This is a genomic window from uncultured Rothia sp. (assembly GCF_963544205.1).
GTDB lineage: Bacteria > Actinomycetota > Actinomycetes > Actinomycetales > Micrococcaceae > Rothia.
This window is the reverse complement of record NZ_CAUUDY010000001.1, coordinates 86323-109378: the sequence shown is the minus strand read 5'-3', so window position 1 is coordinate 109378 and position 23056 is coordinate 86323. Positions and strand designations below refer to the sequence as shown.

General features: G+C 59.9%; 19 protein-coding genes. 15 read left to right on the top strand and 4 right to left on the bottom strand.

Going from position 1 to position 23056, the window contains the following annotated elements:
- Positions 1–33 precede the first annotated feature (33 nt).
- The 10 genes from RWZ58_RS00430 to secA all read left to right on the top strand — a co-directional run bounded on the left by RWZ58_RS00430 (position 34) and on the right by secA (position 13829).
- Positions 34–1281, top strand: coding sequence for a cysteine desulfurase family protein (locus RWZ58_RS00430; protein ID WP_314656687.1), 1248 nt, complete (start codon positions 34–36; stop codon positions 1279–1281).
- 193 nt (positions 1282–1474) lie between these two features.
- Positions 1475–2677 (top strand): tRNA 2-thiouridine(34) synthase MnmA, encoded by a 1203-nt coding sequence (mnmA, locus tag RWZ58_RS00425; RefSeq protein WP_314656685.1) that lies wholly within the window; start codon positions 1475–1477, stop codon positions 2675–2677.
- A 128-nt stretch (positions 2678–2805) separates the two neighbouring features.
- Complete coding sequence (locus RWZ58_RS00420; RefSeq protein ID WP_005505356.1) at positions 2806–3204, top strand: chorismate mutase; 399 nt, start codon at positions 2806–2808, stop codon at positions 3202–3204.
- 67 nt (positions 3205–3271) lie between these two features.
- A complete protein-coding gene (locus RWZ58_RS00415; RefSeq protein ID WP_314656683.1) occupies positions 3272–4576 on the top strand; it encodes a methionine synthase in 1305 nt (434 codons plus the stop codon).
- A 54-nt stretch (positions 4577–4630) separates the two neighbouring features.
- A complete protein-coding gene (mtrA, locus tag RWZ58_RS00410) occupies positions 4631–5332 on the top strand; it encodes an MtrAB system response regulator MtrA (protein ID WP_080974466.1) in 702 nt (233 codons plus the stop codon).
- A 34-nt stretch (positions 5333–5366) separates the two neighbouring features.
- Positions 5367–7121, top strand: a complete 1755-nt coding sequence (mtrB, locus tag RWZ58_RS00405) for an MtrAB system histidine kinase MtrB (protein ID WP_314656681.1) — start codon at positions 5367–5369, stop codon at positions 7119–7121.
- 228 nt (positions 7122–7349) lie between these two features.
- Positions 7350–9056 carry an LpqB family beta-propeller domain-containing protein gene (locus tag RWZ58_RS00400; protein ID WP_314656679.1) on the top strand — a complete coding sequence of 569 codons (1707 nt, stop codon included), beginning with the start codon at positions 7350–7352 and terminating at the stop codon, positions 9054–9056.
- A gap of 40 nt (positions 9057–9096) precedes the next feature.
- Positions 9097–9999, top strand: a complete 903-nt coding sequence (locus RWZ58_RS00395; RefSeq protein WP_314656678.1) for a ComF family protein — start codon at positions 9097–9099, stop codon at positions 9997–9999.
- Positions 10000–10208: 209 nt separating this feature from the next.
- Positions 10209–10850 (top strand): ribosome hibernation-promoting factor, HPF/YfiA family, encoded by a 642-nt coding sequence (gene hpf / locus RWZ58_RS00390; RefSeq protein WP_012903212.1) that lies wholly within the window; start codon positions 10209–10211, stop codon positions 10848–10850.
- 363 nt (positions 10851–11213) lie between these two features.
- The gene (secA, locus tag RWZ58_RS00385) at positions 11214–13829 is read left to right on the top strand and encodes a preprotein translocase subunit SecA (protein WP_314656676.1); all 2616 of its coding nucleotides are present in this window, start codon (positions 11214–11216) and stop codon (positions 13827–13829) included.
- A 167-nt stretch (positions 13830–13996) separates the two neighbouring features.
- On the opposite strand, the gene RWZ58_RS00380 is transcribed toward secA, so the two are convergent.
- Positions 13997–14671, bottom strand: a complete 675-nt coding sequence (locus RWZ58_RS00380) for an Rv3235 family protein (RefSeq protein ID WP_314656674.1) — start codon at positions 14669–14671, stop codon at positions 13997–13999.
- Between the two features lie 98 nt (positions 14672–14769).
- Positions 14770–15732 (bottom strand): LysM peptidoglycan-binding domain-containing protein, encoded by a 963-nt coding sequence (locus RWZ58_RS00375; RefSeq protein WP_314656673.1) that lies wholly within the window; start codon positions 15730–15732, stop codon positions 14770–14772.
- Between the two features lie 207 nt (positions 15733–15939).
- Here RWZ58_RS00375 and RWZ58_RS00370 point away from each other — a divergent pair, with 207 nt between their 5' ends.
- Complete coding sequence (locus RWZ58_RS00370; RefSeq protein ID WP_070690412.1) at positions 15940–16593, top strand: histidine kinase; 654 nt, start codon at positions 15940–15942, stop codon at positions 16591–16593.
- Positions 16594–16786: 193 nt separating this feature from the next.
- Here RWZ58_RS00370 and RWZ58_RS00365 read toward each other — a convergent pair whose 3' ends face one another.
- On the bottom strand, positions 16787–17020 hold the full coding sequence (locus RWZ58_RS00365; RefSeq protein ID WP_044150292.1) for a helix-turn-helix domain-containing protein: 234 nt from the start codon (positions 17018–17020) through the stop codon (positions 16787–16789).
- A 363-nt stretch (positions 17021–17383) separates the two neighbouring features.
- Between RWZ58_RS00365 and RWZ58_RS00360 the strand changes: the two genes are divergently transcribed.
- The 3 genes from RWZ58_RS00360 to RWZ58_RS00350 all read left to right on the top strand — a co-directional run bounded on the left by RWZ58_RS00360 (position 17384) and on the right by RWZ58_RS00350 (position 21727).
- Entirely contained in the window at positions 17384–18076 is a 693-nt protein-coding gene (locus tag RWZ58_RS00360; RefSeq protein ID WP_314656670.1) for an SAF domain-containing protein, read from the top strand.
- Positions 18073–19749, top strand: coding sequence for a P-loop NTPase (locus RWZ58_RS00355; protein WP_314656668.1), 1677 nt, complete (start codon positions 18073–18075; stop codon positions 19747–19749). Before RWZ58_RS00360 ends, RWZ58_RS00355 begins: the two co-directional genes overlap by 4 nt.
- Before the next feature lie 403 nt (positions 19750–20152).
- Entirely contained in the window at positions 20153–21727 is a 1575-nt protein-coding gene (locus RWZ58_RS00350; RefSeq protein WP_314656666.1) for a histidine kinase N-terminal domain-containing protein, read from the top strand.
- Between the two features lie 155 nt (positions 21728–21882).
- Here the strand turns inward: RWZ58_RS00350 and RWZ58_RS00345 are convergent, their stop codons facing one another.
- Positions 21883–22131 (bottom strand): WhiB family transcriptional regulator, encoded by a 249-nt coding sequence (locus RWZ58_RS00345; protein ID WP_005505386.1) that lies wholly within the window; start codon positions 22129–22131, stop codon positions 21883–21885.
- 473 nt (positions 22132–22604) lie between these two features.
- Between RWZ58_RS00345 and RWZ58_RS00340 the strand changes: the two genes are divergently transcribed.
- Complete coding sequence (locus RWZ58_RS00340; RefSeq protein ID WP_314656663.1) at positions 22605–23045, top strand: alpha-N-acetylglucosamine transferase; 441 nt, start codon at positions 22605–22607, stop codon at positions 23043–23045.
- Positions 23046–23056 lie beyond the last annotated feature (11 nt).

Here is a 23056-nt window from a genome sequence, read left to right as displayed (position 1 = left end):
GAAAGACCGCCGAACAACCCAGCAGGAGGAACCATGAGCGCAGAAACCAACCGTCAGAACGGCCGCGTCTACCTCGACCACGCCGCCACCACCGACGTACTGCCCGCCGCCATCGACGCCATGGTCGAACAGATGCGCAACGGCGGCAACCCCTCCTCCCTGCACGCCGTAGGACGCGACGCCCGCGCCACCGTCGAGTACGCCCGCGAACGCATCGCCCGCGCCATTGGCGCCGACCCCGCCGAGGTTATTTTCACCTCCGGCGGCACCGAGGCGGACAACCTCGCGGTCAAGGGTATCTACTGGAAGCGCCGCGAAGAAGACCCGCAGCGGACCCGAATTCTCGTCTCCTCCATTGAGCACCACGCTGTGGAAGAAACCTGCGAATGGCTAGAAAAAGCAGAAGGTGCACAGCTCGAATGGATCCCCGTGGACGAGCACGGCAGCGTCAACCCGCAGACCGTTCGCGAGCTCATCGAAAAGAACCCCGAAGACGTTGCGCTCGTGACCGTCATGTGGGCGAACAACGAGGTCGGTACCGTACAGCCCATCCCCGAAATTGCCGCTATCGCCGCAGAATACGGTATTCCCGTGCACTCGGATGCGGTGCAGGCGTTCGGTGCGGTGCCCATCGACTTCCACACCAGTGGCGTGGCGACCCTCGCGATTTCCGGCCACAAGATTGGCGGTCCCATGGGCATTGGCGCGCTGGTTGCAACCCGCGCCGTGCAACTGACCCCCGTGCTCCACGGCGGTGGTCAGGAACGCTCCGTGCGTTCCGGCACCATCGACGCGCCCGCCATCGCGGGTTTTGCGGAGGCCGCCGTGCACTCGGTCCAGCACCTGGAAGAGGAATCCGCCCGCATCGCCGCGCTACGTAACGAGCTCGTCGCGGCAATTAGCGCGCTCATCCCGCAGGCACACCTGAGCGGCGAAAACCCGCTCACCGAAGAATACCCCGGCCAGAAGCGACTGCCCGGCAACGCCCACTTCACCTTCGAAAACGCCGAAGGTGACACCCTGCTTTTCCTGCTGGACATGCAGGGCATCAGCAGCTCCACCGGATCCGCCTGCAACGCCGGGGTGACCCGCCCCTCCCACGTGCTCATGGCAATGGGCATGGACGAAGACACCGCCCGCAGTGCCCAGCGCTTCACCCTCGGCCACTCAACCACCGGCGCCGATATTGCGCGCCTCATCGCGGCACTACCCGCTGCCTACGAACAGGCCGCGAAAGCAGGATTGTCCTCGCAGCTGCCGGATGCCTCCCGCTGGCACTAGAAAACCAGAAGAGAAGATACCAACCCGCTCTCAGCCTGCAATCTCAGCGTTCGCTGAGGGCGGGCTGAGGGTGCACTGCCCAATATCCCGCCGAGCCCCTGCGTACAATGGATAGCTACAGTAACGGAAAGCGCGCCCACACAGGGCACGCTCCGAACGTTCCTAGAGGCTCAACACAACAGAAGGATAGGCAGTGAAAATTCTTGCAGCTATGAGTGGCGGCGTTGACTCCGCAGTCGCCGCAGCCCGCGCCGTAGACGCAGGACACGAAGTAGTCGGCGTTCACCTCGCCCTATCCCGCATGCCCGGCACCCTGCGCACCGGCTCCCGCGGCTGCTGCACCCTCGAAGACTCCATGGACGCCCGCCGCGTCTGCTCCCAGCTGGGCATCCCCTTCTTCGTCTGGGACTTCTCCGAACGCTTCAAGGAAGACGTGGTCGACGACTTCATCTCCGAATACGAAGCCGGACGAACCCCCAACCCCTGCATGCGCTGCAACGAAAAGATCAAGTTCGCCGCGCTGCTCGAACGCGCCCTCGCCCTCGGCTTCGACGCCGTGGTGACCGGCCACTACGCCCGCGTCATCACCACCGAAGACGGCAACCGCGAACTGCACCGCGCCGCCGACTGGGCGAAGGACCAGTCCTACGTGCTCGGCGTGCTCACCCACGAACAGCTCAAGCACGCCTGGTTCCCCCTGGCTGACACCCCCTCCAAGGCACAGGTACGTGCGGAGGCGGCAGAACGCGGCTTCTCTGTGGCGAAGAAGCCGGACTCCTACGACATCTGCTTCATCCCCGAAGGCGACACCCGCGCCTGGCTGGGCGACCACATCACAATGCGCCCCGGCCTCATCAAGGACACCCACGGTGAGGTGCTCGGCGAGCACCCCGGCGCGCAGGCGTACACCGTGGGCCAGCGTAAGGGCCTGGCGTTGGGTCGCCCCGCTGCCGACGGTAAGCCCCGCTTCGTGCTGGAGGTGCGCCCCAAGGAGAACGAAGTCATCGTTGGCTCCCGCGAGCTGCTTGCCGTGCACGAAATCCGCGGTATCCGCGCCACTTGGGCTGGCGTGCCCGTGGAGCAGGCGGCACGCTTCCTGGAAGAGCCCGCACAGCTGGGCGCTTGCAGTGAAGAGTTCGAGGTGACCGCGCAGGTCCGCGCGCACGCCGACCCGGTCCGCGCCAAGGCGCACATGACCTGGGCGCCCGACCCCGAATCTGAAGAAGAAGGCGCACTGCGCCTAGAAACCGTGGTGCGACTGCTGGACCCGCTCTCCGGCGTAGCACCCGGTCAGACCATGGTGCTCTACCAGGGCACCCGCGTGCTGGGCCAGTCCACCATCGCCCGCGCCTACTCGCTGGACCGCGAAGACATTCAGGAAACCCTGGGCGCTTAGCTTCTCTACCAGCGCCGACTAGCCGCTCAGAATAGCCACACTCAGCTGTTCCCGCCCCGTTGCCGCAGCCGCATCATACTGCTTGAGCGCAACGCACAGAAGACCACAACCGAACTGAGGAGAGACCGATGACCCCCGAAAACACGTCCTGCGAATTTGACCCCCACGCCACCTCCATGGGCGATGAAGTCGCACCGGAGGTCTACGAGGAGCTCTTCGCCATGCGCCGCTCCATCGACAACTTCGACGCAGCGCTGGTGCACATCCTCGCGGAGCGTTTTCAGGCGACCAAGCGCGTGGGCATCCTGAAGGCTAAGCACAACCTGCCCGCCGGCGACCCCGGTCGTGAAGAGGCGCAGATCGCTCGCCTGCGCGCCATGGCAAAGGAATCCAGCCTGGATCCGGAGTTCGCGGAGAAGTTCCTGAACTTCATTATTTCTGAGGTGATTCGCCACCACGTGCGCATCGCAAACGAGCAGGCTGAGCAGGACGGCGAGGCAACCGAAGCTGAGAAGTCCGAAGGCTAGTAACGCGCTACTTTCGCGTCGCTACGTTTGAATTTGTACGTTATCTAATCCCTCTGGATAAACCCCTATGCCCGCTCAATCTTCCAACCGCCAGAACGCCCGCACCGAACCTGTGCCGGAGCGCCTGCTGTTGCCCGGTGAGTACCGCGCCCCCGAGGGGGACGAGCTGACCGAACAGGACCTCACCGCGCTCGCTACGGAGCGTCCGCTGGTACGTGCCAGCGGACTGGGCGATTTTCCCGGTGACGATTTGGGCGAGGCGATGTCCCGCGTGGAGGGCGAGCTGGGCTCCCCGCACCTGCCGTTCCTGCCGCACCTTCCGGCGTTGGGTTGGAAGAGCACCCCGCTGGCACGCACGCTGGCGATGTGCGAGGGACTCGCCTTTGACGGTGCCTCGTTTGGCTGGCGCATGGTGCATAGCGGCGGCAGGGGAGCACGCGAGTCTGCCCTGGCGCAGGATCGTCTGCTCTCGGACATCAACCTTCTCGCTGATCGCGTGGGTGTGCAGAAGAAACGTTTCGGCTCCGGACAGGACACCGCCCCGGTGTATAAGATTCAGCTGGTTGGTCCGCTGACTCTTGCCGCCAGCATCTACCTGCCCGGCGGTGAGCGTGCCATCAGCGATGCCGGTGCGAGCCGTGACCTGCTGGAGTCTTTCCTGGAGGGCCTGGAGCGCTGGGTGGAGTCTCTGCGCGAGGCTCTGCAAGCTCCGCGGGCGCTGATTGCCGTGCAGCTGGATGAGTCGGAGTTTCAGCGTCTGCTGGAGGGTTCTATTCCTACGGTGAGTGGCTTCCGTTCGTTGCCTTCGCTGCAGCCTCACTACTATCAGCAGGTGTACCGCCGTGTGGCGGAGCGTTTCGCGGAGCTGAACCTGCAGCTCATCCTTGATGTGGATGGCACCGCGCTCAAGCCGGTGCAGGAGCTGAAGCTGCTGAGCCAGGCGCGTCCTACCCTTGATGCTTTGGCACTGGTAAAAGCTATGCAGGTTGAGGGCGCTACTCCCTGCGCTTTGCTGTTGCACCCGGACCGTGCTCGTCCGAAGGGCCCCGGCATGTTGCAGGTTCCGCCGCTGAGCGACCCCCGTTCGTGGGAGCCTGTGGCGCAGCTGCTGGAGGCGCAGGCTCAGCTGTGGCTTCCGGTGGTGACCTCTGCGCGGGTGCCGGATCAGGTGCGCCGCCTGTACAGCCTGTGGCGTGAGGTTGGTCTTGAATCTGCCCAGCTGAGTGCGGTGGGTTTGATGCCTGATGAGCGTATTCAGCGCGGTTCCGCGTCTGCTGGGTTGGTCTCGGGCACAGTGAGTGTGGTGGATGCCACGGCTTCCCTGGCTCGTGTGACAGAGTGTGCCCGTGCATTGGCTGAGTGCGCGGTATGATTAGAGAATCAGCTTTTTATATAAGTATTTACGACAAATCTTTAGGGAGGTACTGTGAGCGCAAGCGACGCACACACCATTTTGGTGGTTGATGACGATGATGCTCTGGCAGAAATGATTGGCCTCGTGCTCGCGCAAGAGGGCTTTAACGCTGTTTTTTGCGAAAATGGCGGCCGCGCTTTTGAAACTTTTATGCGCTCCACTCCCGATTTGGTGCTTTTGGATTTGATGCTTCCTGGCATGAACGGTATTGAGGTGTGCCAGCAAATTCGCCGCTCTTCTAATGTGCCGATTATTATGTTGACCGCTAAAAGCGACACTGAAGATGTTGTTAAGGGTCTTGAAGCTGGCGCTGATGATTACATTGCGAAGCCTTTTAAGCACGCTGAATTGTTGGCGCGTATTCGTACTCGTTTGCGTCCGCGTGAGAGCCGCCAGCTGGTTGTGTCTATTGGCGATATTGTCATGGATATGGATGGCCGTACCGTCAAGTACCACAGCACTGAGGTTCCGATGACTCCTCTGGAGTTTGACCTGCTGGCTGCGCTGGTGCGTCACCCGGGTCAGGCGTTGAGCCGTCAGGAACTGCTGGACATGGTCTGGGGTTACACTGATGTGAGCGATTCGCTGGTAAACGTGCACGTCCAGCGTTTGCGCGCTAAGTTTGATGAGCTGGGTGCAGATCGTTTTATCCAGACGGTTCGTGGCGTTGGCTATAAGATTCCGACCGAGCTGGTGGGATCTTCCGGTAGCTAATCGGAACCTATTCATAGGCGAAGGGATAACCTGATTGTCTGTTGCGAAGTCGAGCCATGAGCACGGCGCTTTGACGGCGGAGGCGGTAGCCTCCGCCTCTTCGCGTACCCGCACTTCCAAGCCGCGTAATGCGAAAAAGCAGAATAGTAGGAGCCTGATGCAGCGCGCTCAGCGTCTGTGGAAGGAATCTCTGCAGTTCCGTGCTCTGGGAACCGCGGGCATCATGATGTTCCTGAGCTTCTTGATGGTGGGTTGGTCCTTGTCGAGCCAGATTGCATCGAGTCTTTTTGAGAATCAGAAGAGCCAGGCGTTGGCGGAATCAGAGAGTGGTTTCCGCAACGTTCAGAGCGTGCTGGACTCCTCTGAAGCCCGTAGTGACAGCGAGATTCGTCGTAATGTGAGCCGTACCCTGACCGTCTTGGACGCGGGTAGCTCGGGTAAGCGCAATTGGATTCTTGTGCCTTTGGAAGGTCAAGGTAAGCAGGGTTTTATTCCTGAGCAGAGCAGTAATAATTCTTTGAATTCTTCGAGTATTCCGAATGATTTTAAAAAAACTGTTCGTGATAAGGACGGTATTTTCTGGCAGACCTCTACGGTGACTACTGTCGAAAATAATCGTGAGCGCACCTATCCGGTGCTTATCGTCGGTACACATATTTCTATTTCTCAGAACCCTAATTACGGTTTGTTCCTTGTGTACGATATGACGGATTCTTCCGCCACGATTGCGCATATTAACTTTGTTCTTTTTGGTGGTTTCTGTGCACTGCTTACTGTGGTGCTTTCTGTGGTGTGGATTGTGACTCGTTTTGTGGTCCGCCCGATTACGCAGACCGCTATTACGGCGGAGAAGCTGGCTGCTGGCGACCTGGATCAGCGTGTGTCTGTACACGGTGAGCATCAGGCGGCGCGTCTGGGCTATTCCTTCAACCTGATGGCTGACTCGCTGCAGGAGAAAATTGTTCAGCTGGAGCGCCTGTCGACTTTGCAGCAGCGCTTCGTATCTGACGTTTCTCATGAGTTGCGCACTCCGCTGTCGACGGTGCGTTTGGGTACTGAGCTGCTGTACGATTCGCGTGAGAATATGAACCCGATGCAGGTCCGTAGCGTGGAGCTTCTGCATGAGCAGGTGGACCGTTTCCAGTCAATGCTTTCTGATCTGCTCGAGATTTCGCGCTTCGATGCTGGTAGCGCAATGCTGACCATTGACACGGAAGACTTCATGCGTGTTCTCTCGAATATTTTGCAGGAGGCTCTGCCTCATCTGGAACGTACGCATACGAAGCTGAACGTGCATACGAGCCATGAGAGCATCATGGTGGATATGGACCGTATACGTATTGAGCGTGTGCTCCGTAACCTGCTGTACAACGCGATTGAGCACGGCGAATCCCGACCGATTGACGTGTACGTGGATGCAAACGCCACGAATCTGGGTATTGCGGTGCGCGACCACGGTATCGGCTTGTCTGAGGATGAAGCCGTTCAGGTGTTCAACCGTTTCTGGCGTGCTGATACTTCGCGTAAGCGTACCCTGGGCGGTACGGGTCTGGGTCTGTCGATTGCTGCTGAGGATGTGCGTCTGCACGGTGGCACGATTGAGGCGTGGGGCGAGAAGGGCCGCGGTGCTTGCTTCACGGTGAACCTGCCCTTGGTTCATGGCGCTCCGTTGGGTGAGTCGCCGGTTCTGGTGACGGGTGAGCCTGAGTCAAGCTCGCATCGTTCGGCGACGGCTAAGGATACGCTGCCCAATATCGCTCCTCGTACGGCTGCTGGGGGCGACCTCTAGAAGAGGCGCGGGGCCCTGGTCCCTGTCATGAAACGGGGGATTGGGGTCGGTGCGGTTGTATTTGCACTTATCCTTGCGTATTTGCACTGTTTACCCAGTACAATCAATGCAGATATATTTTCACGGTGTTGCTATTTCGCTGTGTTGATTCTTTCGCCGCGCTGCGATGGCCTGCAGTGGTAGCTGGTGATTGTTTGTCTTTGTTCGTATAGGAAGGTTAAGACCTCCATGTCTCACAGGGGTATTGTTTCTCGACGCGCCGCGCTGTCTTGGTGCGCGGTGTCTTTGGCGACGCTGATGAGCTCTTGCGCGGGTCTTCCTTCGAACGACCGAGTGACTCAGCACAGCAGTGGTCTGGACGTGAAGAGCGTTAATACTTCTCCGGCGCGTGCGCCGGGACCGCTGGCGGGCGCTACCCCCGAGGCGATTATTGAGGGCTTCGTGCGTGCTGGCGTGGATAGTATCGAAAATTATGCTGTGGCGCGCCAGTATTTGAGCTCTTCTTTTGCGGGCCGTTGGAATCCCTACGGTACGACTCGTGTGTACCGTAATACGGTGCAGCCGCGTAGTGATGATAGCGGAAACGCTGAGGGTACGTACCATGTGCGTTTTCAGCAGACTGCGACCGTGAATAGTCAGGGTATTACGAGTACCTTCCCTGAGGCTCAGACTGAGACTCAGGATTTCACCGTGGTCATGGAAGATAACCAGTGGCGTATTAGCTCCTGCCCGGATGGCTTGTGGCTGGATGGCACTGAGTTTGAGCGTGTGTTTAGCCCGTGTCGCCTGTATTTCTACGATCGTGCGTTCCGTTATGCTGTGCCGGATATCCGTTGGTTCCCGCATACGGACCGCTATTTTGAGTTGCTGGTGCGTACGCTGATGGCTGGCCCGGCGTCCTACCTGAAGGATGTTGCGTTCTCGGCGTTGAACGAGTCGATGAGCCTTGAGACGGCGACCATGAGCGATAACCAGGATGTGCTGGTTCGCCTCTCGGGTGAGCACCTGGACGATAACCGTTTGGCGCGTGTGCGTGAGCAGATTATGCACGGTTTGGAGAACTTCTCCGGTCTGGGTAAGACCGAGGTGTTCTACAACGGTACTTTGATTCCTGAGAACGCGCCGAGTGGCTTCTCTGCGGTGAAGCTGAACCCGGGTGTTCCTGCCCGCACGGTTGCTATTAATTCGAACGGCCAGATGGTGGCGCGTGATGATTATATGAGCAATGCGGGCGAGCAGCTGCTTCTGCGTGGCGTGAGCCAGTTGAGCTCCCCGGCGATGGGCTACACTGCGGATGTTTATGCATGCTTGGCGAATGATGCCGCGAGCCTGTACACGGTGTATCAGGGTACTGCCCGCCGCGTGTGGCAGAGTACCGCGCTGACTGCCCCCAGTTTTGACGCGTACGGTTGGGTGTGGGCTGCCGATGGTACGGGCGTTGTGCGTGCATTCAAGCCGGACTCTGAGGACGCGAATGAGCGCGAGCGCGGCGTGGATATTGGTCTGTCGTGGCAGCGTAATTTGAGTTTTACGAGCGTGAACGTTTCTCACGATGGTGCGCGCATGGCGATTGTGGCGTCTACTGAGGGTGCGTCGGCTGTGATTATTTCCGGTATTGTGCGTGATGATGCCGGCAAGCCTCTGCGCCTGACGGAGATGGTGCGTCTGAGCTCTTCGGTGACCCCGCGTAATGCCCGTTGGGCTGGCGACCAGAGTGTCGTGGTGGTGAACGTGAAGAACGGTGAGTCTGAGGTGATTTCCCTCAGCGGTGAAGAGACGAAGCTGGACCGTTTGGATGGTGTGATGACCATTTCGACGGCGGATAATACGTCGAACATTATTGCTCACCGTTCTGACGGTTCGTGCTACCTGATGGAGGAGCGCGGCTGGATCCGTTTGGATACGACGCTGCACGAGATTAGTTACGCCGGTTAGCCTGGGACACCGGGTATAGCGCGCGGAAAGGTTGCTTTCGGTGAGTTCAGGACAGCGTGGTTTGAACGAGCCCGTGAACGGGTCCCTGAGCAAGTCTCTGACCGGGCTTGCGGGCGTGCTCAAGAGTGCCGGCGGGTCTTTGGGTGAGGTTCTGATGCCGCGTACCTGCCCGTGTTGTGCGGTGCCGGTTGCGTATGGTGCGGGCTCGCCGCTGTGTGAGGCGTGTCTGCCGCAGCTGCATGCGGCGTTGGCTCGTGTGGAACAAGTACAGGTTCTGCAACCTTTGTCTTCTGGCGACTGCGCTACTGGCGGAGGTGCCCCTGAGGTACGTGCGGCATCCCGTTATGAGGGAATCATGCCGCGTGCGCTGCTGGCGTTGAAGAACGCGGGTCGCACTGATTTGTTGCCCCTGCTGGGCGAGGGCTTGGCGCGTAGCGTGTATGAGCTTCTGCGCGCTCGCCGGGAGGAGCTTCAGGCTGAACCCGGTTCTTCTGCGCCGGTTGAGGTTTTGCTGATTCCGGCACCGTCCTCTGCGCAGAGCGTGCGCCGCCGCGGCTATGCGCCCGCGAATCTTTTGGTGCAGGAGGCGGTGCGTCAGCTCAATCGGCGTCTGCCTGCCTCGGTGCGGGTGCGCGCTGTGGATGTTATCGGGTACGCTCCTCGCACGCGGCGGGGGAGCGGCGCCTCCATTATTTCTGACGCGCTTTCCCGTGCGCAGAACGAGCAGAAGGGCCTGGGCGCTGTGGGTCGTGCCGAGCGGATGCACGGTGCCTTGCGCGTCATGGAGCCTGCTCTGTGCGCGGGGCGGGTGAGCATTATCTGTGATGACGTGGTGACTACCGGCGCGACTGCCTCGGAGATGGTGCGTGTGCTGCAGGAATCAGGTTCGCGGGTGCTGGGCGTGTGCGCCGTTGCGGCGGTACCGAAAAAAGCTCAGATATAGCGTTTCTTGTAGTTAGTTGCAAGAGATACACGATTTTTAGCTGTTAAAGTTCGCAGACCGACGAATAGCTATTATTTGGGCTAAATATTTGTCATATCTAGTGATATAAACCATGTTTCGTACTAAAATAAATACAAGGGAACGGCATTGGAGTCGAACCCCCGTACCGGGTCCAACCGGACGCGGTATAAGCCCCCAACCTGGAGGGAATGATCGTGGAAGTCAACATCTACGGCCGCAATATCAAGGTCACCGAACGCCTGGAAGAATACGTGAACGACAAGGTTCAGAAGTTCGCGCAGCTCGGCGATAACGTGAAGGACATCGACGTCAAGTTCAGCAAGGACGGTCACCTGGGTGGCGAGTCCATCCGCGTTGAGATTACCGTTGTTGGTACCGGCCCTGTCCTCCGTTCCGAAGCCCAGGGTCACGACAAGTTCGCGGTCTTCGATGAAACCTACGGCAAGCTCCTGGAGCGTCTGCGCCGTGCACGTGACCGCCGCAAGCTGCACAAGCGCGGTGGCAAGCACCCCGTCTCCGTGGCGGACGCTACCGGCTCGATTCCCGTGGTTACCGAAGCAATTACCGAGATTCTGCTGCCGGATGTTCCGGTTGAAGAAGCAGCATTCGACAACAGCGAGGTTACCCTCGCCGACGAAGCCGCATCTCCCATCGAGATTCGCCACAAGAGCTTCAAGGGCGAGCGTCTGACTCCCGCAGAAGCTGTTGACCGTATGGAACTGGTCGGCCACGACTTCTACCTGTACATTGACAGCGAGACCGGCGCACCGGCTGCGGCATACCGCCGTAAGGGTTGGAGCTACGGCATCATTACTCTGGACAACGAGTAAAACTAACGTACCTGCTGAATGCTGAGGCGTAAGGCTCTTTAGGGGTCGTACTCAGCGAGCAGGCTCAAGACCCGGGTGGTCTGGGAACACACACCGTGTTTCTCCAGGCCCCCGGGTTTTTCTTTGCCTTCCACACATCTGTTTCTTTAGACGTTCCTTTAGACGGATGGGGCGGCTCCGCCTCAACCGGAGGGTGAAAGATTCGAGTGTCACCAAATGTCACCTCGTGGGCGCACAGCGTAAAAAAGAGCTCGGACGGGCGAATTAGGCGGCTCTGCCATACAATATGTAGGAAGGCCTCACCGCGCGCACTTTCGCGCGCCCTTGGTGAGGGTACCGAAACAAGCAAGGAGTAGAAGCTCAGTGGCATCTTTCTTGGAGAAAATCCTCCGAACCGGCGATAAGAGGGTTCTGCGACAGCTCGAAGCGTACACTAAGGCGGTGAACTCGCTCGAGGACAGCTTCGCATCGATGACCGATGAGGAACTGCGAGCGGAAACTGACAAGTTCCGCGAGCGCGTCAAGGACGGCGAATCCCTCGACATTATGCTGCCGGAGGCCTTTGCGGTGGTCCGTGAAGCATCCAAGCGTACCCTGGGCAAGCGCCACTACGACGTGCAGCTCATGGGTGGTGCAGCGTTGCACCTGGGCAATATTGCCGAAATGAAGACCGGTGAGGGTAAGACCCTCGTCGCGACCCTGCCCGCGTACCTGAACGCGCTCAGCGGCAAGGGCGTGCACATTGTGACCGTGAACGACTACCTGGCTGAGTACCAGGCGAACCTCATGGGTCGTGTGTTCCGCTTCCTCGGCATGGAGTGCGGTGTGATTCTGTCCTCCATGGAGCCGGACGAGCGTCGTAAGCAGTACGCCGCGGACATCACCTACGGTACGAACAACGAGTTCGGCTTCGACTACCTGCGTGACAACATGGCGTGGACCGTGGAGGAGCAAGTTCAGCGCGGCCACAACTTCGCCATTATCGATGAGGTGGACTCCATCCTGATCGATGAGGCACGTACCCCTCTGATTATTTCCGGCCCCGCAGCCGGTGAAGCTAACCGCTGGTACGCAGAGTTCGCGCGCATTGCCGCGACCCTGCTCAAGCGCGGTGAAGACTACGAAGTAGACGAGAAGAAGCGCACCGTCGGCATCCTCGAATCCGGCATTGACAAGGTGGAAGACCACCTGGGTGTGAAGAACCTCTACGAATCCAAGAACACCCCGCTCATTGGCTTCCTGAACAACTCCATCAAGGCGAAGGAGCTGTTCACCAACAACAAGGACTACGTGGTCATTGACGGCGAGGTCCTGATTGTTGACGAGCACACCGGTCGTATTCTGCCGGGCCGCCGCTACAACGACGGCATCCACCAGGCGATTGAGGCGAAGGAAGGCGTCGAAATCAAGCCTGAGAACCAGACCATGGCGACCGTGACCCTGCAGAACTACTTCCGCATGTACGACAAGCTGTCCGGTATGACCGGTACCGCGGAAACCGAAGCAGCAGAGTTCATGAACACCTACGAGCTCGGCGTGGTGCCCATCCCCACCAACAAGGGTGTGCAGCGCATCGACAACCCCGATAAGGTGTACCGCGACGAAATCGCCAAGTTCAAGGCAGTGGTCAAGGACATTAAGGAACGCCACGAGAAGGGCCAGCCGATTCTGGTTGGTACCGCAAGCGTGGAGAACTCCGAATACCTGTCCCGCCAGCTGGCGAAGGCTGGTGTGCGCCACGAGGTGCTGAACGCGAAGAACAACGAGCGTGAGGCAGCCATTGTTGCGCAGGCGGGCCGTAAGGGCGCCGTCACCGTGGCAACCAACATGGCTGGCCGTGGTACCGACATTATGCTCGGCGGTAACCCCGAATTTGAGGCCGTCGAGAAGATGCGTGAGCTCGGCCTGGACCCGAACACCAACTCCGAAGAATACGAGGCACGCTGGCCCGAGGTTCTGAAGGCCTGCGAAGACGCCGCTAAAGAAGAGCACGATGAAGTCACCAAGCTCGGTGGCCTGTACGTGCTCGGCACTGAGCGTCACGAGTCCCGCCGTATCGACAACCAGCTGCGCGGTCGTTCCGGCCGTCAGGGCGACCCGGGCGAGTCCCGCTTCTACCTGTCGCTGACCGACGAACTGATGCGCCTGTTCAACACCGGCATGGCAACCCGCCTCATGGCGGCAGCCCCCGAGGACTCCGCACTGGACTCCAAGATCGTTAGCCGCGCCATCGCTACCGCACAGGCAAACGTTGAGGGTCGTAACGCTGAGCAGCGTAAGAACGTGCTCAAGTATGACGATGTGCTCAACCGCCAGCGTGAAGCGATCTACAAGGACCGCGGCCGCATCCTGCACGGTGACGACCTGAAGGAACAGATTTCCGGCTTCGTGGACGAGGTGCTGACCACCATCATTGACGCCCGCGTCTCTGAAGGCCACGCCGAGGACTGGGACTTCGACGAGCTCTGGAGCGCCCTCAAGCAGGTGTACCCCATCTCCATCACCGTGGACGACCTCGCTGAGGACGCCGGCGACCGCACCAAGATCACTCGCGACCAGATCGTGAAGGAAGTCCTGGCGGACGCACACCTCATCTACGAAGAGCGCGAGAAGAGCGTTGGCGAAGAGAGCATGCGTGAAATCGAACGCCGCGTCATGCTGTCCGTCATTGGTGAGCGCTGGCCCGAGCACCTGTACGAGATGGAATACCTCAAGGAAGGTATCGGTCTGCGTGCGATGGCTCAGCGTGACCCTCTGGTCGAGTACCAGCGTGAAGGCTACGACATGTATCAGTCGATGCTCGGCGCGATCCGCGAAGAGACCGTGACCTACCTGTTCAACCTGGACCTGTCCAAGCAGCGTACTCAGGCTTCTGCCGTGCGCCTGGCTGAGCCTTCGCGCCCGAAGTTCCTGCAGTACTCCGCCCCGGATGAGGACGGTCACGAGCAGGTTCACGTGGAACGCTCGAAGGACAAGTAGCCTCAGCGTAAAAGCTGACGCACCGCAAAGCGTAAAAAGAGCATAAAGCACAACAGAGAGGGTGCGAATCCAAGACCGGATTCGCACCCTCTCTGCGTGTCTGTGCTTGTTTTTGTAGGGGCGTGTTGTGCAGGGGCGCGTTATGTGCGCGTTGTGTAGGGGAAACCTTAGTCTTCGTCTGTGCGGCTCTGCGGCTGCTCGATGGAAGTAATCAGCCAGGAGCCGTAAATCAGACGCATCTGCATGGTCACCACGCGAACCTTATCCGCGCAACGCAGTAGCGCCACCACCTCGTAGAGCTCCTCGTGCACCTTCTGCGCCCGCACCCGCAACAGAACCGGCGGAAGAGTCAACAGCATCTCCTTACGCACCTGGCGCGGGTTCTTCGGGAAGAAGGGCAACAGGCGGTGGAAACAATCCGCTGACACCCACTGCGCCAGCTGCTGACGCGAACGACGAGCCGACATAATCTCCAGGTACGCAATCGCCACACCCGCGCAACGACCCTCCAGCTGGCGAGCCAACGCATCCGCAGGACGCAACGGGCGGCCCCTCTTCGCCACCTGCGGGCGCTGCGCCGAATGCTGCTCATAACGCGGTAGCGGCAACAGCGAATAGACCAGCGAGCTGTTCCTCCTCTGCACCAGGGTCATCGTGCCCTGCCCCTGCTCCGGTAGCGGGGCGACCTGCTCGGCAATCACAGGCTGAGCCACCGGCTGGGAGGTTCGTGCCGCCTGATGCTTTGAATACGGGCTGGCAGGCTGATCGTTACGGGAAGCGTGCGCAGCAGGAGAATGCGGCGGCGTCCACGGGGCGCGGGGGAGAAGGTTAGCGAAGCTCATGACGGCTCCTTTCGGTGCAGAAGGATATGTGAGGTGAGTTGAGCGAACGAAAGACAGTCGGGGTGAAGCAGAGAGGGGAGCGGAAGACGCAGGTGAGGCTAGTGAACGGGCTGCTCAGGAATCTGCAGAACCTGCCCCTCGTAGAGCAGCTCGGCGTTCTGGCCCAGCGCGTCCTTGTTCGCCTCGTAAATGTCGAGGGTGTAGTCGTAAATGGTGGAGGCGTCGGTGCCTTCGCCCAGCTGGTCTGCGGCAATCGACCAGAGTGTCTCTCCCGACTGCACCGTGTAAGAGTAGGTGCCCGCCTCAGTGCGGGGAGGAGAGAAGAACGGGCTGCGATCATGCAGGGAACCTGCCGCCTCCGTGGGGTCAGGCGCCAGGGGAATATCGGGAACCTCAGCGGAGAGCTGCAGAGGAGCGGCGGACTGATCCGGGGTGGTATCAGGCAGCGCCGCATCTGAGCTGGAGCCCGGGCTGGTATCTGCCACCGCGGCATTCGCTGAAGCTGCGGTACTCATCGAGTCTGCGGTCATGACCGCGGAGATAGTCGTCTTCGGCATGCCCTCCGTACCGGCCAGCCCGGCGCTGCTGGGCGTAACCACCGTAGCCTGCGCGGGAGCCAAAACCGCGCCCACTCCCAGCGCCGTGCCGCCGAGCGTCAGGACGATGCGGCGCATAAAGCGCGGACGGAAAATCGCCGGGACCTTCAGCTCTGCAGGGTGCGCGCTACGGCTCGAAACTCGCAGGGAATGAGCGTAGAAGAGAGCGCAGATAAAGCTGACGAACCACCATGCAGTAATGAGGACCGCTACCGCCCCCGCGCAGAGCAGCGAAGCATCTGTCAGTGGGTGCGCCGACGGGATGCGGTGCAGGTTCACACTCAACGCGCCCAGGACCGCCGCGGAAAGCAGGGGAGGGGCGATGAAGAGCAGAGCGTCCTGGTAGTTAGCCTTGGTGCTGGTTTCGTGACCTGCGTCAGTGCCGGATGCCAGAGGAACAACGGATGCAAGGGGATGCGAAGCGAAGGCTGCGGGGGTTGATCCCTGCGTGGAAAGACGGTCCACAATGACCTCCAAATGGTGTGTTTGATGTGTTTTGGTGTTGCTTCATTTATACAGGAAGTCGCGCCAAAAATGAAGCAAAAAGCATCAAAATGCATGAAAAACATGTAATTTGATGGGATTTGCTTCAAAAATTAGGCTTGAGAATCATTATCTGACCAGAAAATGCCCCAGTTCGTATCTGCACCCGTCCTCGGGTAGGGTCATACCATGAGCATGGAAAAGTTCCTACGAGACATTGAGGCGCGCCTCGCCTCCGAACGCGCCTGGGATATGGAACAGGACGCCCGCCAAGTCGCCCGCGTCCAGTACTCCACCATCACTCTCGACGACCGCCTCCTCGCGCAGGTAGGCGGGCCCATCCGCATCTGCGCCACCGACATGCAAACCTACGAAGGCAAGCTCGAAATGGTCGGCGAGGAATGGGTCAGTATTGAAGCGCGCGGCGAGAACATCATCATCCCCCTGCGCGGAATGCTTTGGTGGGAAGGCGGCATTGCCCCCGGGCGAGCCGACATTCGCCCCGAACGCTACCGCATGAAAATCCAGCTCGCCCTCCGCTCCCTCGCCATGGCGCGCGAACCCGTCCGCCTCTCCCTTGAAGGTGGAACCGTCAGCTACGATGGCGTCATCGAGCGAGTCGGTGCGGACTTCCTCGAACTGCGCCTGCTCAACGGCGGTCAGTACCCTCGCATCTACGAACGCGACCAGTATGCGCGCGCAGCCTATGGTGCGCAGGGGGCCTACGGTCAGGCGGGCTATAGTCAGGGTGCCTCCGGCTACTCCCGCGCACCTCGCGGCGCCGGCGTGCGCACCATTCCGCTAGCTCGCGTCAGTGCGGTGATTGCCCGCATCTCGCGCTAAAAAGCGCAGGATAAATAGTGGGTAATGCCAATTGTGGGCACCTTCATAAAATGTGGCTCGACAAGTATAAATATCCGCACCAACGCAATAGAAATACAAAAAAGGTCCGCCCCTCTCCATTGAAATCTCAACGAGAGAAGCGGACCTTTCTGAAACCACTCGAGCGTTACGCCCGCGAGGTGCATGTCGAATGCTACTCAGCCTTAGCCTTTGCAGTGAGCTTGCCGGAAGCAATTGCCTCCAGAGTCTGCTCGTGGCGCTCGGTAATGTACTCTTCAAAACGAGAGCGTTCAATACGCCACTGGTTACGCCCACCAATCTGAATGGCGGGAAGTTCGCCGCTACGCACCAGAGCGCGTACCTGCGAAAGCGAAACCTGCAGCTCCTCGGCGACGTCGCTCAGAGTGAGGAAACGAGGTGCAGTCATCGAATTGGATCCTTTCCGTGAGTGAAATCCTGGGCCCCTAGCTACCGTTAGTAGCCGTTCATATAGAGTTCGTAGTGAACATCTATTGAGTACTTTCAGTATATGTCATCAGTGTGAAATTTGCCCGCAAAAAGCCTTATATGAGCCGAAAAGTTATCTAATCACCCCTTCAAAAGGAACGAAACCCAAAAATATTTCATAAACACGACTCTTGTTGAGAGAGAGTACTAAATGAAATATGCTGTTAGGGTTAGTGCCAGAATCCAGTCAAAGCACTATCGAACACACACCACTCGCTCATCGGTCAGTTGAACAACACCCGGAATCACCGCCGGCTTCCGCACCGAAAGGCACAACCACATCATGCGCATACGACAGAGCGCGACGAAGCGTTCCACCCTCACCGAGCCCCACGCCAAACGCCTCAAAAGGCCCACCGTCAAGGACTGGCGATTCATCCTCGGTGTGTTGCTCGTGCTCGTCTCCATCACCGGCGTGCAGCTCTACGTACAGGCAAACAACAGCAAAACCGAGTACTACACCGCCAAAAGCGAAATCCGCCTCGGCGAGAAGATCACCGAAGACAAACTAGCCCGAGTCGAAGCGAACATCGACTCCGCCAAGGACAAGTACTTCACCCGCGCCGATACCGCCCAGATGAACGGCAAAATCGCGATTCAGCGCATCCCCGCCGGCAACCTCATCAGCAAGGAATCCGTAGGCACCGAAACCTCCCCGGGTCGCCGCCTTGCAACCGTCAGCATTGACCGTGCCGCCGCCTCCGCACTGAAGGCGGGCGAGCGCGTGGACGTGTGGACCTCCGGCCCGCGCAACCCCGACACCAAGAGCGATAACCGCACCGAAAACGGCGCCCGCGCCATCGTTACCAACGCCGAAATCGTCGCGATTACGGTCGACGAGGGCGTGCTTGGCGCCAACGGCAAGGCAACCGTGCAGCTGTGGGTCAAGGAAGAAGCCCTCACCGACCTGGTGAAGGAAAGCAATAGCGACTCCAAGATTAGCCTCATCCCTGGCACCTACGGGGAGGGCCAGTGAACATCCCCGTCATCCTCTACGGCGATGACGGCTCGCTCCTGAACCGCATCGAATCCCAGCGCGGCCGCGTCTCCGTGGCGCGCACCGTTCAGGACTTCAGCGAGGCCGTCGGCATGGCGCACACTGGTATTGCCCGCGTGCTACTCTGCGTGCACGTACCCGCCGAAATGAGCGCCTCCACCGTGGATGCGCTCGCCGCCTCCGAGGTACTCTTGGCGGTCATCGCCCCGGACAACCTGCCCCTGCCCACGCAGGCGCATCGCATCCGTCCAGAAGCTGCCCTCGAAGAGATTCTGGGCTCGCTCGAGCAGGCGGTGGATGCGGCGCTCGCCCGCCCCTCCGTCGGTTACGGCATTCCCGCACAGGCCCCGAATCAGGCTCCCGCACAGGCGGTGCACCACCCGGAGGCTGCCTACGGTCAGAACGCCAGCTACGGATACGACGCAGGGTACGGCTACGACAACGCCTACGGTGGCTACGGCTACGATAACGGCGGACACAGCCCGGCTGGGTACGAGTCGGCTGGCTACGGCTACGACCCCGCCGCGGGTGCTGCTACAAATGCTGGCGCACACTACGGCGCCGACTACGGAAGCTACGGAATCGAACCCGCCGCCCCGGCACCCGGTGTGCCCGGTGCGCATGATTCGGCAGAAGCCTCCTCGACCGCTCCCAGCAATGAGGAATCCGTGCTCAGCCAGGCCGCCGCCATCGTCGACTCTTTTGCGCCCGGCAGCGACTACGCCCTGCACGTGCAGAACGAGAACAACGACGGCACCCTGCCGCAGCACCCGGACATCAACCAGGATCCCGCCGCCCCCTCCCGCTACCAGCCGGGCCACCGCCTCGGCAAGATTGTGACCGTCTGGGGCACTCACGGCGCGCCCGGTCGAAGCACCATCGCCTTCAACCTCGCAGCCCTCGCGGCACAGCAGGGCCAGCAGGTCTGCCTCATCGACGCGGATACGTACGCGCCCAGCCTGGACGCGCTCATGGCGCTCGAGGACACCGGTTCCGGCCTGGCGATTCTCTGCTCGGATGCCGACCGTGCCCAGCTCGACGAGAAAAAGGCGGGCGCCATCATGGAACGTGTGCCCCTCAAGAACGGCACCTTCGATTTCTTGAGCGGCATCACCTCCTCTTCGCGTTGGCCGGAGGTTCGCGCCCGCGCCTTCACCGAGGTACTCGAATGGCTCAAGCACCGCTACGACCTGGTCATCTGCGATGTTGCCGCACCCATCGAGGTGGACGAGGAGCTGACCTTTGACGGCCCGGCGCCGCGCCGTAACGCCGCGACCCTCACGGCGCTCGCCTGCGCTGACCGCGTGATTGCGCTCGGTGAAGCGGACGTTATCGGGCTGCCGCGTCTGATCAACCTCGCCCGCGAGGTGCAGGCACGCCCCGAACTATTCGCCCCCGAAACAGACGTGCAGTACTGGCTCAACCGCAGCCGCCGCGAAGCCGCCGGATTCAACCCGGAGGCGAAAATGCGCGATAACTGGGCACGCTACCTGTCGGTGCCGCTCACCGGCGTGATTCCGTACGAGCGTAAGGTCATGGACCGTCTGCGCCGCAACGGTGAAGCGCTGCTGGAGGTGGCGCCCCGCCACGCGGTCGTGCAGTCCTTTGAAGCGATGCTTGAGGGCATGTATGCGGTACGCCCCGGAGCGTAGCCTCAACGCCTGATTGCCGAGCTTAGCCTACCGTCTGCGTTGTACGGGGGCTGTGCTGAGGGAATCCGCAACCCGGCTTATTGGTTGTTTTCTTACGCTAGATTTTGGTGCAAGAAAACGCCGATAAGTCGGGTTTTCTGTGTCTTTACGCCGGGTTTTACGTAGGGTTCTGGGCCGGGGTTTTGAATCGGGGAAGGTGACAATAATGCAGGGCAGTAGCGCGAATATTTCACCTCAAAGTTGAGGGGTTCATCTCATCTCAGGGCGTCATATTTGCGATTAAAAAGCGCGCTCCAAGAAATGCTCTGTAAACTATTCCACGTATTGTCGTTTGAATGGGATTTGCGGCGAACAAACCGTAAAATGGTTGAACACACCCGAACTTAGGGAAGCACACAAACATATGTCTTTTGCAGAAGGAATTATGAGCGCCTGCGACTTCGGTCCCGGCGACACTGAACGCATTCACCTCATCATGGGCGAATGGCAGGTCATCTCTGACATCGCCCAGAGTGACCTGGTTCTATGGTTCCCCACCGACTACGTTGTTGCCGACGGCAGCTCTCCGGATGCCGTCTCTGGTCCCAGCGCAACCAGTACTTTCCGCGCCTTCGCGCACGTGCGCCCCTCTAACGTCCGAACCCTCTTCCACCATGACATCATCGAGCACGATATGGAAGACGGAATCCGCAACGAAGCATACCGCGTCTGGACCAGCCAGAACATCAGCACCTACACCGATGAAGGAAGTGGCGAAGGCGTGGGTGCCCGCCCGAGCGTGCACGTGACCTTCGTGCCCATTGTGCGTAACAACCGCACCATCGCGCTACTGACCAGCCACAAGATTGCTACCCCCAGCGGCTACCCCTCCATCAGCGACGAGGTCTACGAATTCGCCGCCGACACCATGCTCTCCATGGTGCATTCCGGCCTGTGGCCCGACCCCCTCGCCCAGGGAAACAACACTCAGGGCAACCCCCGCGTGATTGACGGCATTATTGTGCTTGACCCCTCCGGTCGCGTGGTCGTTGCGTCCCCGAACGCAAACTCCATGTACAACCGCATGGGCATGACCGGCTACCTCGAAAAGCGAAACCTCGCAGACGTCACCCGCGCCATGCTTCCTTCCGGTGAGCAGGCAGACGAAACCCTGCAACTCGTCCTTGCTGGGCGCAGCGACCTGCGCACCGAACTGGTCATTGCCCGCGCCCGCGTCACGATGCGTTCCATCCCGCTGCTGGCGCAGAGGCGTGCCCGCATTGAACGTGAGGGTGCCGTGATTCTCTGCCGCGACGTGACCGAGTTGCGCCGCCGCGAGCTGGAGCTCATGACCAAGGATGCGACCATCCGCGAAATTCACCACCGTGTGAAGAACAACCTGCAGACCGTCTCCGCTCTGTTGCGCCTGCAGTCGCGCCGCATGACCACGGACGAGGCTCGCCAGGGCCTGGAGCAGGCGATGCGCCGCGTGGCAACCATTGCTACCGTGCATGAGGCGCTCTCGCAGGGCCTGACCCAGAATGTCGACTTTGACGAACTGATTGAGCGTCAGTTCCACCTGGCGGCTGAGCTGGCGTCGCCCGGTCAGCACGTGTCCACCAAGCTGATTGGCTCCTTTGGGTCTTTGCCGAGCCAGTTCGCTACTCCTCTGGCGCTGGTCATTAACGAGGTTGTCGCGAACGCTGTGGAACACGGCCTAGACGGTGAGACCGGCACCGTGACCCTCGAGGGTATTCGCGGCACTAATGATGAGGGCGAGAACATCCTCACCGTCGTAATTACCGATGACGGTAAGGGCATGGGCGATAAGAAGATTGAAGAGTCCGGACCGAACGCCTACCGCCCGGTGACCGGCAAGGAAGGCCTGGGCATGCAGATTGTGCGTACCCTGGTGGCGAGCGAGCTGAACGGCTCGATTCGCTGGGAGGCTAATGAGCCGAAGGGCACCCGCGTGGTCATTACCGCGGTGCTCGTCTAGCCGCCTTCTTGCATGACATGTAGAACTGCCGCCGCTTCCAATCAGGGGAGCGGCGGCAGTTTGCTGTCTAGATAGGTTCTGTATATGGCAAAAGCGTGGTGCAGTGACAATGTCACTGCACCACGCTTTTGATGCCCTATTGAATACTCCGGAAGTTAGGATGCACGGCGGGCACGAGCTGCGCGACGCTTCATCGCACGACGCTCGTCTTCACTGGTGCCACCCCATACGCCGGAGTCCTGGCCGGTCTCGATGGCCCACTTCAGGCAGACGTCTACAACCTCGCAAGAGCGGCAGACGGTCTTAGCCTCTTCAATTTGCAACAGGGCAGGTCCGGTGTTTCCTACGGGGAAGAACAGCTCCGGATCCTTGTCCAAACAAGCTGCACGACTACGCCAATCCACGGTGGACCTCCTTCATGATTTACGGTCTCACGCGGTGGCAAGACACATCTATTTTCCTGTGCGCGTGTCAAATACATCCGCTAATGGGATGCACACCCTGGGTTAGGGTGAAAATTGACTTATCAACTTTCGCATGTTGGAGCGGATGTGACAAGTACTTTTCTCTAAAAACTTCAGTATTACACTGAGGCATCTATCACTTAGGCAAACCTTTGTCTAATTGAGAGGTTGAGGAATCGCATGGTGACATATCTGTTCTGAACCCCGTCTCATAGGCGAGGCGTGGGCGGCTGGGTGAGTGGCGCCTCGGGCATAATATATAGCGGTACCTACCCCCTGCACACCGCACCGACGACGAGGCGGTGAACCCGAGGCAGGGGAGCACCCACCCGCTAACGCACTAGCGCATCGACCAACACATCGGACCGAATACACCCCGGTCTGCCGCCGACACTACCCATGAGGAGCCCATCGTGCCGTCACGCCCGTTCAACGTCATCTATGCATTCGCCCTGACCGAAACCTTCGCGGCGTACATCCTGATTCGCGGTATCCTCTACCCCTTTATCGTCAGCGGAATGTCTACCGCTCAGGCGATTGTGGGCGGTGTGCTCCAGGTTCTCATCGCCGCGGGCATGACCTACTTTGGCCTGCGTTTCTACCGCGGCCGCTTCGGTTCGCGCCTGCCCATGATCCTGATTACCCTCTGCGCACTGTGGGTCACCGCAAGCACCCTCGTCATGAACGTGAGCGCCTACGGCCTGAACATTGGCCAGGTCATCACGATTGCGGGCGTTATTGGTGCGGCGGCTGCCTTCATCTTCGTGCTCATGCCCAGTAGCCGCCGCTATATTGAGGCGGTCACCGAGGCATCGGGCGAAGAAGCGGAGAAGTACAACCGCCGACGCCGCTAAACCACTAAACC

Coding starts and splice junctions, on each gene's coding strand:
- RWZ58_RS00430 (WP_314656687.1), top strand. CDS start 34: ATGAGCGCAGAAACCAACCGTCAGAACGGCCGCGTCTACCTCGACCAC.
- RWZ58_RS00420 (WP_005505356.1), top strand. CDS start 2,806: ATGACCCCCGAAAACACGTCCTGCGAATTTGACCCCCACGCCACCTCC.
- RWZ58_RS00415 (WP_314656683.1), top strand. CDS start 3,272: ATGCCCGCTCAATCTTCCAACCGCCAGAACGCCCGCACCGAACCTGTG.
- RWZ58_RS00400 (WP_314656679.1), top strand. CDS start 7,350: ATGTCTCACAGGGGTATTGTTTCTCGACGCGCCGCGCTGTCTTGGTGC.
- hpf (WP_012903212.1), top strand. CDS start 10,209: ATGATCGTGGAAGTCAACATCTACGGCCGCAATATCAAGGTCACCGAA.
- RWZ58_RS00380 (WP_314656674.1), bottom strand. CDS start 14,671: ATGAGCTTCGCTAACCTTCTCCCCCGCGCCCCGTGGACGCCGCCGCAT.
- RWZ58_RS00370 (WP_070690412.1), top strand. CDS start 15,940: ATGAGCATGGAAAAGTTCCTACGAGACATTGAGGCGCGCCTCGCCTCC.
- RWZ58_RS00365 (WP_044150292.1), bottom strand. CDS start 17,020: ATGACTGCACCTCGTTTCCTCACTCTGAGCGACGTCGCCGAGGAGCTG.
- RWZ58_RS00360 (WP_314656670.1), top strand. CDS start 17,384: ATGCGCATACGACAGAGCGCGACGAAGCGTTCCACCCTCACCGAGCCC.
- RWZ58_RS00350 (WP_314656666.1), top strand. CDS start 20,153: ATGTCTTTTGCAGAAGGAATTATGAGCGCCTGCGACTTCGGTCCCGGC.